10 protein-coding genes are annotated in these 14,943 nt (G+C 34.4%); 1 reads left to right on the plus strand and 9 read right to left on the minus strand.

The genetic code is table 11. From position 1 onward, the window contains the following. The first annotated feature begins 141 nt into the window (after positions 1-141). Complete coding sequence (locus EIG86_RS08365; RefSeq protein WP_127845722.1) at positions 142-636, plus strand: hypothetical protein; 495 nt, start codon at positions 142-144, stop codon at positions 634-636. A 72-nt stretch (positions 637-708) separates the two neighbouring features. On the opposite strand, the gene EIG86_RS08370 is transcribed toward EIG86_RS08365, so the two are convergent. The 9 genes from EIG86_RS08370 to EIG86_RS08410 form a co-directional block, all read right to left on the minus strand. Next, the gene (locus tag EIG86_RS08370) at positions 709-2,247 is read right to left on the minus strand and encodes a YifB family Mg chelatase-like AAA ATPase (RefSeq protein WP_127845723.1); all 1,539 of its coding nucleotides are present in this window, start codon (positions 2,245-2,247) and stop codon (positions 709-711) included. A 155-nt stretch (positions 2,248-2,402) separates the two neighbouring features. Beyond that, positions 2,403-4,037: a glucose-6-phosphate isomerase gene (gene pgi, locus EIG86_RS08375; protein WP_127845724.1), complete on the minus strand. Its 1,635-nt coding sequence runs from the start codon at positions 4,035-4,037 to the stop codon at positions 2,403-2,405. Position 4,038: 1 nt separating this feature from the next. Next, positions 4,039-4,899 (minus strand): N-acetylglucosamine kinase, encoded by an 861-nt coding sequence (locus EIG86_RS08380; protein ID WP_127845725.1) that lies wholly within the window; start codon positions 4,897-4,899, stop codon positions 4,039-4,041. 64 nt (positions 4,900-4,963) lie between these two features. Next, positions 4,964-5,959, minus strand: a complete 996-nt coding sequence (gap, locus tag EIG86_RS08385) for a type I glyceraldehyde-3-phosphate dehydrogenase (RefSeq protein ID WP_127845726.1) — start codon at positions 5,957-5,959, stop codon at positions 4,964-4,966. Between the two features lie 28 nt (positions 5,960-5,987). Further along, positions 5,988-6,974, minus strand: a complete 987-nt coding sequence (gene pfkA, locus EIG86_RS08390; protein WP_127845727.1) for a 6-phosphofructokinase — start codon at positions 6,972-6,974, stop codon at positions 5,988-5,990. Positions 6,975-7,076: 102 nt separating this feature from the next. Next, a complete protein-coding gene (locus EIG86_RS08395) occupies positions 7,077-8,531 on the minus strand; it encodes an alpha-amylase family glycosyl hydrolase (protein ID WP_127845728.1) in 1,455 nt (484 codons plus the stop codon). Positions 8,532-8,600: 69 nt separating this feature from the next. Further along, positions 8,601-10,496, minus strand: coding sequence for a glycoside hydrolase family 13 protein (locus EIG86_RS08400; RefSeq protein WP_127845729.1), 1,896 nt, complete (start codon positions 10,494-10,496; stop codon positions 8,601-8,603). 10 nt (positions 10,497-10,506) lie between these two features. After that, positions 10,507-12,615 (minus strand): glycoside hydrolase family 97 protein, encoded by a 2,109-nt coding sequence (locus EIG86_RS08405; protein WP_127845730.1) that lies wholly within the window; start codon positions 12,613-12,615, stop codon positions 10,507-10,509. 18 nt (positions 12,616-12,633) lie between these two features. Further along, on the minus strand, positions 12,634-14,919 hold the full coding sequence (locus EIG86_RS08410; RefSeq protein WP_127845731.1) for a glycoside hydrolase family 65 protein: 2,286 nt from the start codon (positions 14,917-14,919) through the stop codon (positions 12,634-12,636). Between the last annotated feature and the right edge of the window lie 24 nt (positions 14,920-14,943).

Here is a 14,943-nt window from a genome sequence, read left to right on the forward strand (position 1 = left end):
AAATCTTCATTAATTAGCACAAACCTTAACTATATGATATTTAAGGTGTTAAAATTAACATATTAAATTAATTATGAGTAAATTTTTTAAATTTTAAAAATTTTGCTACATTAGTAAACTAATCTTAAAAATTATACAATTATGAAAAGAGTTATTTTAACAGCAGCAGTAATGTTATTTGCCTTTCAATTTAGTATGGCTCAAGATGAAAAAATCACAGTAGGTGCACATTTTGGTATTCCTGCTGCAGGAGATGCGACTGATCTAACAACGTCAAATGTTGGCTTTGATGCTTCCTTTTATTTTGCAAATGATATTATCGAAGGTTTAGACCTAGGTTTAAGTTCAGGATACACTGTATTTTTCGGTGATGAAATTGAAGGTGTTGGAGAACTTGACGATTTTTCATTTATTCCAATTGCGGCTTCTGCTAGATATAGTTTTAATCAAAACTTCTTTGCAGTAGCAGACCTCGGTTATGCGGTTGGCGTTAGCGATGATACTGAAGGTGGATTTTATTACCAACCAAAATTTGGTTATATGTTTGGAAGCGTTGAGATATCCGCTTTCTACAAAGTATTTGAAGATGAATCTACACTTGGTTCTTTAGGAGTTGGTCTTGGTTACAGATTCTAAATTGAAGAATCTTTTTTAAATATAAAAGCCTGCATTTAAAATGTAGGCTTTTTTTAGTTTTGTACTTTACGCTTAACCCAACCAACCATCGCGGTCTAAACTTCGATATTGAATAGCTTCACTAATATGAACGCCTTGAATATTTTCAGACTTTTCAATATCAGCAATGGTTCTGGAGACTTTCAAAATTCGATCGTAAGCACGAGCCGACAAATTCAATCGTTCCATAGCGGTTTTTAAAAGATTTTTGGAAGATTCATCTAGTTTACAGTATTTCTTAATCTGCTTTACTCCCATTTGTGCGTTATAATGAATTGTTTCAGAATCTTTGAAACGCTCAGTCTGAACTTCTCTCGCAGTAGTCACACGCTTTCTTATTTCAACACTGCTTTCTCCCTTTCGTTCTTCACTCAATTTATCAAATGGCACTGGAGTCACTTCTATATGAATGTCAATCCGGTCCAAAAGCGGTCCGCTAATTTTACTCAAATAACGCTGCATTTCTGCTGGTGAAGAAGTTACTGGCGCATCAGGATCGTTAAAATATCCGCCCGGACTCGGATTCATACTTGCTACGAGCATAAAACTAGATGGATAAGTAACCGTAAATTTCGCACGAGAAATTGTTACTTCTCTATCTTCCAAAGGTTGGCGCATCACCTCTAAAACTGTCCGCTTAAATTCTGGTAACTCGTCTAAAAACAATATGCCATTGTGAGATAATGAAATCTCACCAGGTTGAGGATAAGCTCCGCCGCCGACCAATGCAACATCAGAGATTGTATGATGCGGACTTCTAAATGGACGTTCCGCCATTAAACCAACATTTTCTTTGACCCTTCCAACGACGGAATGAATTTTAGTGGTTTCCAGAGCTTCGTGGAGCGACATTGGTGGTAAAATACTAGGCAAACGTTTGGCGAGCATGGTTTTTCCTGAACCCGGCGGACCAACCATAATAATATTATGACCTCCGGCTGCTGCAATTTCCATGCAACGTTTGATAGATTCTTGACCTTTTACATCTGCAAAATCGAATTCAGGATTAGCCAAATTGTTATAAAAAATTTCTCTAGTGTTGATTTTCGTCGGTTCTAGTGCCACATCTTTGTCGAAAAAATCAATCACTTCTGTAATATTTTCAACACCATAAACTGCTAAATTATCTACGATTGCAGCTTCTTTTGCATTTTGTTTAGGCAAAATAAAACCTTTGAAACCTTCTTCTCTAGCTTTAATCGCAATTGGCAAAGCACCTTTGATCGGCTGAAGACTTCCATCCAAAGATAATTCTCCCATAATAATATAATCACCTATACCAACATCTTTAATTTGAGATGAAGCTGCTAAAATTCCCAATGCTAAAGTCAAATCGTATGCTGAACCTTCCTTTCGCATATCTGCGGGTGCCATATTGATGATGATTTTTTTTCCAGGAAATTTGTATCCATTATTTTTCAAAGCGGCTTGAATTCTAAAACTACTTTCTCTTATGGCATTGTCTGGCAAACCTACCAAATGGTAACCGATGCCTTTTTCCATGTTTATTTCGACGGTAATTGTTGCTGCTTCAACTCCAAAAACGGAGCTACCAAAAACTTTTATAAGCATAATAGGTAGATTGTGGTTAGTGAAGTCTAAAATATTAAATAATTTCCAATATATGTAGCCAAAACATAATTAAGCTTATATTTTCTGTTTGATTTTAAATAAAAAAAACCGAAACTCTAATGAATTTCGGTTTTGATCGAATAATAATTTTAAGTCTAAGACTTGTAAGCCTTTATTAAATTTGTTGTTGAAGAGTCGTGCTCATTTTCAATTTTAGTTGAAGTGATATCCTTTAGAGTGTTTTTTGCCAATTGCTTACCAAGTTCTACACCCCATTGATCGTAACTGAAAATATTCCAAATCACGCCTTGAACAAAAATTTTATGCTCATACATTGCTATAAGTTTACCTAATGAATTTGGAGTTAACTTATCTATTAATATAGAATTTGTAGGTTTATTGCCTTCAAAAACTTTAAAAGGAACTAACTTTTGAATTTGTTCTGAATTCAAATTAGAATCCTTTAATTCTGCATGAACCTCATCTTTTGTTTTGCCTTTCATTAAAGCTTCCGTTTGCGCAAAATAATTTGCCATCAAAATATCGTGATGCTTTTGATTACCGTTCAGTGAAGATTTAAAACCAATAAAATCTGCTGGAATTAATTTTGTGCCTTGATGAATCAATTGAAAAAAGGCGTGTTGAGAATTTGTCCCTGGTTCTCCCCAAACAATATTCCCGGTTTGGTAGTTTACTTTTGCACCAGACCGATCAACACTTTTGCCATTACTTTCCATAGAGGCTTGTTGTAAATAAGGCGCTAGCTTCTGTAGATATTGTGTATATGGAATAACTGCTTCACTTTCTGCATTTAAAAAGTTGTTATACCAAATGCTTATAAGTGCTAAAATAACTGGAATATTTGATCTGAAATCTGAATTTTTGAAATGTAAATCCATAGATTCAGCACCAACCAAAAGTTCTTGAAACTGTTTAGAACCAAGACTCACTGCTATGGAAAGTCCTGCTGCGCTCCATAATGAAAACCGTCCACCAACCCAGTCGTACATTGGGAAAATATTATTTTTATCTATCCCAAATTCTTCAACAGCTTCAATATTTGTAGATACCGCAACAAAATTGTGTTTGACATCTTCTTTTTTAGCACATTTCAGAAACCAATTTCTAACCGTGTTGGCATTGCTTAAAGTTTCTTGTGTAGTAAAAGACTTTGAAACAATGACAAATAATGTGGTTTCTGGATTCAAATCTTTGATGGTTTCCATGACATGGTCGCCATCAACATTAGAAATAAAATGTGGTGTAATGTCTTTTTGATAATATTTCAAAGCATCGACTACCATCTGTGGACCAAGGTCTGAACCACCAATACCAATGTTAACAACATCAGTAAAATTCTGACCTGTGAAAGATGTTCGGTTTCCAGAGTTAATTTGATCTGAAAAATTCTTGATCTTATCTAAAACTTTTTGAATATCTGAATGGACATTTTGACCATCTACTTTTGCTGAATTGTCTTTGGTGCTTCTTAAAGCGGTATGTAAAACTGATCTGTTTTCAGTTTCGTTAATAGCTTCACCTGAAAAATATTGTTGAATTGCATTTTTCAAATCAGCGTGAGTTGCAAGTTCTAAGAGTTGATTTAATACATTTTCATCAATAAGATTTTTAGAAAAATCAATCAAAAAATCATCGAATCTGATGGAAAAATCTTCAAATCTATTTGGATTTTCTTCAAATAAAGATTGAATATTGAAATTTAATTTAGAAAGTTCTTCCAGTGTTTTCCAACCTTCAGATTTGATTGGTGAATTGGATTTTAAAGCCATTTTAGTTTAATTTTAAAACGTTTTTCCTATAATGTTCTATTAAACCATCGATTGGTCTACGAATGATATTACCAATATCTAAATGATAACGTTTGGCTACGTCTCTTATAATATCCTCAGAAAAGAAAGCAATCGAGCCAATAAAGTGAATTGGTACTCCTTGAGCTTGTTTGAAACACATAACTCTTCGCTCAATAAATTTTTCAATCCCTTCATAAATAAGTTTATAAAAGTAACCGTTTCGTTCTTGAGCTGTAAAAATGAATTCTGCAAAAGATGCTAAATACGTATTGGGATTATCTTCTTTGTAAACGTTTCTTTTGATAGTATCTGCGTTGAGATCATAACGTTTAGCAAACTCTCTGCTCATGTCTTCACCCATGAAATTATAGTAATAATCTCTAATCAGGCGTTTTCCAAAATAATTTCCACTAGCTTCATCCATAAGAACGTAACCTAAGGATTCTACTTCCATATGAACATTTTTACCATCGAAGTAGCAAGAATTGGAGCCAGTACCCAAAATACACACAATACCAGGTTCTGTAGTTGCGGCTAAAGCTGCAGCAACCATATCTTCGTCTACATTTACTTCTGCATCTTTAAAGTAGTCTTTCAAAATCAGTTTCAGATTTTGAACTGGAGTGGGAGTTCCACAACCTGCGCCGTAAAAATCAACCCTGGTGACCAGTGAAACAATTTTTTTTAAATCCTCATTTTCTTCTAATCGAGCTTTTAAATTTTCAGGTTTAAAAACTGCTGGATTCAAGCCTTTAGTTCTGGTTTTTACCTTTACCTCACCTTCATCATCCAGTAAAATCCAGTCACATTTTGTTGATCCACCATCTGCAATTAGTATCATATGTGTTGTTTATTAAAAAAAGCTTGAACAGTTTCCCATTCAAGCTTTTGATGTATATTTTATGTTAGGCTTTTGCAACATGCAAGGCCAAGTCTACTAATTTTGCAGAATATCCATATTCGTTGTCGTACCAAGCGACAAGCTTAAAGAAATTATCGTTTAAAGCAATTCCTGCGTTTGCATCAAAATTACAAGTTGCAGTTTCAGATACAAAATCTTGAGAAACTACTTCGTCCTCGCAATAATTTAAAACACCTTTCAATGGACCGTCTGCAGCAGCTTTCATTGCTTTTTTAACGTCTTCGTAGGATACAGATTTTTCTGTTCTGACTGTTAAATCTACAACAGATACATCGGCTGTTGGTACTCTAAAGGCCATTCCTGTTAATTTCCCATCAACTTCTTTGATGACTTTCCCTACGGCAACTGCTGCACCAGTACTGGTTGGGATAATATTATTAAGCGCACTTCTTCCTAATCTGAAGTTTTTTCTAGATGGAGAATCTACGGTGAATTGTGTTGAAGTTGCTGCATGAATTGTTGTCATTAAACCTTCAACAATTCCAAATTCATCATTTATAACTTTGGCAAGTGGTGCTAAGCAGTTGGTTGTACAAGATGCATTGGATACCACAGTTTGATCTGAAGTATAATCTTTTTCGTTGACACCCATAACATACATTGGAGCAGTTTTAGATGGAGCAGAAATAACAACTTTTTTAGCTCCTGCTTCAAGATGAGCAGAAGCATTGTCCTTTTCTTTAAAAATACCGGTACAATCCATAATTACTTCAGCACCAACTTCGTCCCATTTCAATTGTTTAGGATCTTTTTCAGCAGTAATTCTTATGGTTTTTCCATCTACTACAAGATGCCCATCTTTAACTTCTACTGATTTTTTAAATTTACCATGAACTGAATCATATTTCAACATGTAAGCTAAGTGATCTACATCTAATAAGTCATTAATTCCTACAATTTCTACATCTTTATTATCCATTGCTATTCGAAAAGCAATTCTTCCAATTCGGCCGAAACCGTTAATTCCAATCTTAGTCATTTTTAAAAATTTTAAATTAATAATTAATTTATGTTGACACTATATCAGCGACTCTAATCAAATCTGTGTCCAATTTCTTTTGTCCATTAATAGCAATATCGAATGGTACATAAACAACCTTTTTATGACTGATACCAACCATAACATTAGACTTGCCTTCCAAGAGTGCATCAACTGCACCAACACCTAGTCGACTTGCTAAAACTCTATCAAAACAACTTGGAGAACCGCCACGTTGAGTGTGTCCTAAAACTGTTACTTTAACTTCGTATTCAGGCAAACTTGTTTGAATAAAATCTGCTAATGATGTAATATTTTTACCAATTTGATCGCCTTCCGCAACAACAATAATACTTGAAGTTTTTCCAGATTTTCTACTTTTTTGAAGCGATTCCAACAAACGATCTACTCCCATGTTTTCTTCTGGAATCAATATTTCTTCTGCACCAGCACCAATACCGCTATTCAAAGCTATGTCACCAGCGTCACGACCCATAACTTCCACTAAAAATAATCGATCATGAGAGCTTGCTGTATCACGAATTTTATCAATAGCCTCCACTACTGTGTTCAAAGCTGTATCGTAACCAATTGTAAAATCTGTACCGTTGATGTCATTATCGATTGTACCAGGCACACCAATAATTGGTATGTCAAATTCTTTATTGAAAACCGAAGCCCCTGTAAAAGTACCATCACCACCAATAACTATCAATGCGTCAATATTTCTAGATTTCAAATTGTCATAGGCTTTTTGACGACCTTCTTTAGTCATAAAGTCTTTGGAACGCGCTGATTTTAGGAAGGTTCCGCCTCTATTGATGATATTTTTTACGGATCTTGGCCCTAATTCGACGAATTCATTTTCGATCAAACCTTGAAAGCCCCTATAAATACCATCGCATTCTAGATTTGAAAAAGCGGCATTTCGAACTACAGCTCTTATTGCTGCGTTCATTCCAGGCGAATCTCCTCCTGAAGTTAAAACTGCTATTTTGTTAATTTTCGTATTCATTAATTCAAAAATATTTGAAATAAATCGTTTTACCTAATCAAATTATCAGCTAAAACGATTTCGGTTAATAACTATTATGAAAATTTTAGCAATTTCAGGAAATTATTCGTTTTTGACTAATATTTTGTATTCCCAAGCTTGAAATTCATGGGGTTCATCTTTTAGTTCAATTTCCTTGTTATTCATGAAATTAGTAAATTTTCCGCTTAAAGGTAATTTAAATAATTGTTTTTTATCTGAAAAATTAGCGATATAGTAAATTTTCTCTCCATCTTTTTGTCTTTCAAAAGCAATTATGTTTTCGTCATTATTTGTCTCTAGTCTTTGATAAGATGCTGCTTTCTTAGCTCCGTTTAAGGCTGGATTCTCATTTTTTAGTGTGCCTAATTTTTCAAGAATTGTCCAAACTTCGTTTTTGGTTTTAGGGATGCTATCTTTTTCGAAAAACTTCAGTCGTTTATTCATTCCGTATTCTTGACCGCTATAGATTAAAGGCATGCCTGGTAATGTATAAGTAAATGCCAACATGGTTTCAGAAGCTTCTCCCATTCGTTCTTTCACTGTTCCATTCCAAGAATTTTCATCATGATTGGTAACGAAATTCATCAAATAATCATCGTCTTGATAGGTCGTGTCAATTTTCTTCATGTAGTTATCCCAATCTTTCACAGACATTTTACCTTGGGCAATTTCATTCATAATATGATGACCTTCCCAATTGTAACCCATATCAAAAGCTTCGTAAAACAGATCTTTATCTTCACTTTCTGCCAGCATAAAAACTGGTTTTTCTTCCTTAAGTTTTGGAACTATTTGGTTCCAATATTCGGTTGGCACATTGCCAGCGACATCACAACGGAAACCGTCAATATTATGTTTTTCCACCCAAAATATCATTTCTTGGTTCATAGCTTTCCAAAGGTCTTTGTTTTCATAATTGAGGTGTGCGACATCTGTCCAACCCCATGATTCGCCAGTGTCTGGATTGATTGGGTCAGTGACATTTCCATCTTTATCTTTATGATAATACTCAGGATGTTCTTCAATCCATTTATGATCCCAACCAGTATGATTGGCGACCCAATCCAAAATAACATACATCCCATTGCGATGAGCAGTTTCGATTAATTCATCAAAATCTTTTTCAGTTCCAAATTCCGGGTTGATAGCTGTGTAATCTGAAATAGCATAATAGCTGCCCAGATATTTTTTCCTTTCCTCTGGGTCTTCTATATCTTCAACCGACAAGTCTCCAGTAGCTTTTCTGTTTTTCATTGAAATTGGATAAACTGGCATTAACCAAATCACCTTTACCCCGAGTTCCTTCAGCTGAGGAATATCTTTTGTGAATTCTGAAAATGTGCCTTCTGGCGAATATTGACGAATATTGGCTTCATAAATTACTGACGATTCCAAAGTTTCATTAGAAATAGGTTTAAAATCAGTCTCTTCTTCAGTTTCTTTAATTGTAGCCTCTTTTTTCTCGGCTTTTTGGTTACAGCCTATAATAACCATGGATAGGTAAAGGACAAGGCTAAATATCTTTAAATGTTTCATTTTTATTGATTTTATATGATTTTGCATTCGATTTATAAATCTTTATTTTAGAAGTTCCTGAAAAAATTTTCATTCTTCAGAGCTAAACATGTTAAAACCTGAGTCCAGTTGAAGCTCTTTTTTGAAAATAAAATCTGACTTTCCAATTATGCTTTTGAAATGTTTTCCTTCTAAATTTAACTCTTCAAATTTGGATAAATTGATTCGAGTTGATTCTTTATTCGTATTCAGAAACGAGACTACTGTTTGATTATCATGAATTCTAAAAATAGCATAAACTCCATCAAAAGGAGCAAAATGAATCATTTTTCCATCCAAAATAGCTTCAGAGTTTTTTCTGAAATTCAATATATCTTTTATGAAATTCTGAAAATCATCTTTTTCACTTGGTAGATTTTCACCAGTAAAGGCATTGATTTGATCACCACTCCAACCACCAGGGAAATCTGTCCTGATGAGTCCATGATCTCCAGGTTTTTCTGAATTATCCATTAAAATTTCGGTGCCATAATAAATTTGAGGAGTTCTCGGTAAGCTTATAATCAATCCAAGAGCCATTTTTGTTTTATCAATATCCTCATCAAGTTGAGTAAAAATCCGATCCATATCGTGATTATCAGCAAAAATCATAATATCTTTTGGTTCAGGATAGTAAAAATCGTTAGCCAATAGTTCGTAAACTTTAACTAGTCCGCCACCCCAAACTTGATCATCATCATTCAGCGCTTCTACTATTTTAGCTTGCATCGGAAAGTCCATCGTTGAGCGTAAATTCGACTCATATCCATCTTTATTATTCGCACCATCTTGCCAGTAGCCAACTAAAAGCTGATTGGTAGTCCATTCTTCACCTACGATATTAAAATTCGGATATTCTTTCATTATCGCTCCTGCCCAATCAGACATAAAAGCTTTATCTGGATAAGGATAAGTGTCCTGACGAATTCCGTGTAGTTGAAGTGTTTCAACCCACCAAATGCTATTCTGAATGATATATTTTGCTAAATATGGATTTTTTTGGTTCAAATCTGGCATAGATTTCACAAACCAACCCTGATTGTTGAGTTTAGTATCAATATCCGAAGCATAAGGATCTTGATTTGTTGTGCGACGGTGATTAGTGGTTGGGATATCTTTTCCAGATTCGTGTTTTTCTTGAAAATTCAACCAATTATCGAAAGGCAAATCCTCCATCCACCAATGTCCACTTCCACAGTGATTGGCAATCATGTCCATGATTAATCCAATACCTTTTTCTGAAGCTTTTTGAGATAATCCTTTGTATAATTCCAAATCACCAAATCTTGGGTCAACTTTGTAAAAATCGGTAATTGCATAACCGTGATAAGACGATGAATTCATATCATTTATTAATAATGGACTTGACCAAATGCTGGTAAAACCCATTCCTGAAATGTAGTCTAAGTGATCTATAATTCCTTGAATATCGCCTCCATGCCTTGCGTAACCGTTATCACGATTTACTTTGGTTTCTTTTAAAGTTGGGACAACATCGTTTTTCGGATTTCCATTGGCAAAACGGTCTGGAGTAATCAAGTAGATAGCGTCAGTATGATTGAATCCGATATAATCTTCGGCAGGTTTTTGTCTTGATTTCAGTTCAAAATCAAAACTTACTTTTTTTAACTTCTTTTTCTTGAATTTAATTTTGAAAGTCCCTGGCTTAGCTTTTTCTGAAATGATTAAATCCAGAAATAAATAATTTGGGCTGTCTGCCTTATGAACTTTTACAATTTCAACACCCTCGTATTTCAATTCTGGCTGAAAAGTTGAAATATCTTCAGCATGAACCAATAGCTGAATGTTATTCATTTCCATTCCCACCCACCAATTTGACGGTTCTACCCTCAAGTCTTGAGCTTTCATTTGAAATGAAAATAGATTTAAAAGTAAAAAGCAAGTAAAAGATAATTTAATCAAAAAACCTGTGTGATTATATTTCATAATTGAAGTTTTATTTCTGAATAATATTTATTGCAAAACCGCCTCCGGCTGCAGATTTCAATTTCAAAGTGGATTTACTTGTTACTTTTTTGGTAGAAATTTTATAAGCTTGTGGATTGGTTTTGTAGTGAGCATCTTTAGCATCTGCATAAATAGTTGCTTCGTAATTTTTACCCTTTTCAAGAAAGTCTAATTTTAACTTAGTCGATCTAGGAGAATTTCCATTGACGTTACCTACAAACCAGTCTGGTTTTCCTTTTGCTTTTCTAGCCACGGTGATGTATTCTCCAGGTTCCGCTTCTAAATAATGACTTTCATCCCAATCTATAGCAACATCTTTGATGAATTGAAAAGCATCCATAAAATGTTCATAATTCTCTGGTAAATCTGCGGCCATTTGTAACGGACTGTACATGGTGACATATAAAGCCAATTGATTCGCAATAGTTGCATTTACATGAGAATTATTATCTGGATTTAACTTACTGATGTCCATTTCAAAAATTCCAGGTGTATAATCCATTGGACCGCCAATCAATCTAGTAAACGGAAGAATAGTCACATGATTTGGCTTTGAACCTCCAAAAGCCTGAAACTCTGTACCTCTTGCTGACTCGTTTCCTATCATATTTGGATAAGTTCTTCTTAGTCCAGTAGGTCTAACCGCTTCATGAGCATTGACCATAATTTTATAGTCGGCTGCTTTTTTAACAGCATATAAATAATGATTGATCGCCCACTGACCATAATGATGCTCACCTCTTGGAATAATATCACCTACATAACCACTTTTTACAGAAGTGTACCCATATTTGTTCATAAACTGATATGCAGTATCCAAATGACGCTCATAATTTCTAATCGCTCCAGAAGTTTCATGATGCATCATCATTTCTATATTTTTTGAAGCTGCGTACTTTTGAATTTCTTCTACATCAAAATCTGGATAAGGCGTAACAAAATCAAATACATAATCTTTAGAATGTCCAAACCAGTCTTCCCAGCCTTCATTCCATCCTTCGACAAGCAAAGCATCAAAACCATGTTTGGAAGCAAAATCGATATAATCTTTTACGTGTTCTGTATTCGCTGCATGTTTTTGATTTGGTTTAGCTTTAGAAAAATCAGTTTCTCCAAGCTTAACAGATGGTAGTTCATCGGTATAATTCCAGCTACTTTTTCCTGTAATCATTTCCCACCAAACACCCATGTATTTAATGGGTTTTATCCATGATGTATCTTCGAGTTTATTGGGTTCATTTAAATTCAAATTCATATTAGAGGCCAAAATATCTGTGGCATCATCACTTACCATAATCGTTCTCCAAGGCGAAACGGCTGGTGCTTGCAAATAGCCTTTATTTCCGATTGCATCTGGAGTTAACCAAGATTTGAATGTTAATGAATCTTCATCTAAATTTAAATTCATCAATGAATATTCTTTCAAAGCCGCTTCATGCAAATTGATGTAAATTCCTCCATTGGTTTTCATCATTAATGATGTTTGAACTCCTGTTTTTGAAAATTGTTCTTGCGAAGCATTGTGGGACAACGCCTTATCAAACAATTCATTGATTTCTGAGAGTTTTGACGTTGTATAATCATACTCTTGAGAATCATAATCACCTGGAATCCAAAAAGCAGTATGATCGCCTGTCATTGCAAATTCGGTATGTTCTTCTTTGATTACAAAATAAACTAAGTTCTTCTGTTGCGGAAACTCATATCTGAATCCAAGGCCATCATCGAATAGTCGAAATCGTAAAATAATATGTCTGTTTTCTTCGGGTTGTTCTAATGTTACAGCCATTTCTTTGTAGTGATTTCTAATTTCAGATTGTTCTCCCCAAACTGGTTTCCAAGTTTCATCAGCCCAGCTAGAGGTTATTTCTTTAATTTGAAATCCGTCTAATAAAGACTTATCGTCATTGACCAATTCCAAACCTAATTTACTTTCAGAGATCACTTCTTTCCCTTTATAGTTTAAACTATAGGTTGGTGTCCCATCGCTTTTTAATTTAAAACTAAGCTCAAGTTCAGAGTTGGACGAGCTCAATTTTTGAGCGTAAGTTGTTACTGAAATCATTAGTAATGCAAAAACTAAAATTATATATTTCATGCTATTTGATTTATTTCATTATTGAATATTAATAAGCGTACCATCAACTACAATTCCCAAAGAATCACCTCTCTCTAAACTAAAACTTGTTGCATCATGGTTTATTTCAGCCTTTATAATACGATTCCTAAAATTGACTTTAAATGAGTAAGAAGTCCATTCTTTTGGAATTTTTGGAGCAAAATGCAATTGGTTATTTTTCACCCTCATTCCTCCGAAACCTTCTACAATACTCATCCAAGTTCCCGCCATACTAGTGATATGGCAACCTTCTTTCACTTCTTTATTATAGTCGTCTAAATCAAGTCGAGAAGTTCTTAAATAAAATGCATATGCTTGCTCCATTCTATCCAAAAGTGCTGCTTGAATACTGTGGACACAAGGTGAAAGTGAAGATTCATGAACTGTAAAGGGTTCGTAAAAATCGAAGTGCTTTTCTATGTCTTCCTTTTTGAAATGATGTTCAAAAAAATAAAAGCCTTGCAAAGTATCTGCTTGTTTAATGTAAGGTGAACGTAAAATTCGATCCCAAGACCAATTTTGATTAATAGGTCTTTGGTTTTGATCCAAATCGTCAACTTTCACCATTTCTTTATCTAGAAATCCATCTTGCTGAAGATAAACGCCATGTTTTTCGGAATATGGAAGATAGAGATTATCAGCTACGTTTAGCATTGTATCAATCTCAGTATTATTCAGTTTTGTTTTTTGAATAATTCGAGCATAATCATCTTTGTAGTCTTTTTCAACTTTTTTAAGGTTTTCAACTGCATATTCTATACACCATTTTGCAATATAGTTTGTATACCAATTGTTGTTGACATTGTTTTCGTATTCGTTAGGTCCAGTAACTCCTAAGATGACATATTTATTTTTTTGTTCTGAATAATTAGCCCTTTGATACCAGAATCTGGCAATTGCAATCAAAACTTCCAATCCCATTTCCGGGATGTAAGAATAATCTCCTGTATATCGGTGATAATTAAAAATAGCAAAAGCAATGGCTCCATTTCTATGAATTTCTTCAAAAGTAATTTCCCATTCGTTGTGAGATTCTTCGCCATTCATAGTAACCATTGGATACAAGGCAGCACCATTTTTAAAGCCTAATTTTTCTGCATTTTCAATCGCTTTTTCCAAGTGATTGTAGCGATATTTCAAAAGATTTCTAGCGACTTCCTGGTCTTTGGTTGCCATATAAAAAGGAATACAATAAGCTTCTGTATCCCAATAGGTGCTTCCTCCGTATTTTTCTCCTGTGAAACCTTTAGGTCCGATGTTAAGTCGGTGATCTGTTCCGGTGTAAGTTTGATTCAGTTGAAAAATATTGAAACGAATGCCTTGTTGAGCTTTCACGTCGCCTGCAATTTCTATATCACTCATTTTCCAAATACTCGACCAAGCATCTTTTTGCTCTGTAAGAAGTTTTTCAAAACCAGAATCCTTGGCTGTTTTCAATATATTTTTAGCCGCATCAACCAATTTTTTTTTATCGTGATTTAGTGATGTGGTGTAACCACCAAATTTATGAATAGTAAAAGTTTGTCCCTGCTGAACAGATTTTGAATACGATGCGGATGCTTCAAGTTCTTTTTGAGACGTTTTTGCGCTCAAATCTAATGGAGAGTTATTTAAAAATAACTCAGATTCCATATAAGTGCAAATATGATAAAGTGTTTTTAAGGTGTGAGATTCTATGAAAGCTTGATGACCTTTAGTTTCAATATTTGTAGTTTTCCAGAATTGGTCGTCCCAATTGGTATCTTGATTTGTAATACCACTATCTATATAAGGTTGAAATGTGATTTCAGCATCTGAATTTAGTGGTGTAACATCGAATTTTATTGCGCCTAATTCTTCGTGCTCCAAACTTAAAAAACGTTTGATTTCAACTTCAATTTGAATATCATTTTGGAGGGTTGCTTTAAAACTTCTTCCTAACCAACCTTCTTTCATATTGAGTTCACGACGAAAATTTTCAACTTTTTTGGCACTAAACAAGTCAAAAATTTCATTGTTGATTACCAAATTGATTCCAATCCAGTTAGGAGCGTTCAGAACTTTGGCAAAATACTCTGGATAGCCGTTTTTCCACCAACCGACTCGTGTTTTGTCAGGATAAAAAATACCACCGATGTAACTTCCTTGAAAACTAGATCCAGAGTAGGTTTCTTCAAAATTGGCACGCTGTCCCATTGATCCATTGCCAATACTGAACAAACTTTCTGAGGATTCAACGCGGTTGACATCAAATCCTTCTTCTATAATAGACCACGCATCTGGAGTGATATAATCTTGATTCATTTGTAAAAACTTTTAAAAATTGTA

This window comes from Psychroflexus aestuariivivens, from assembly GCF_004010055.1.
Classification (GTDB): Bacteria; Bacteroidota; Bacteroidia; order Flavobacteriales; family Flavobacteriaceae; genus Psychroflexus; species Psychroflexus aestuariivivens.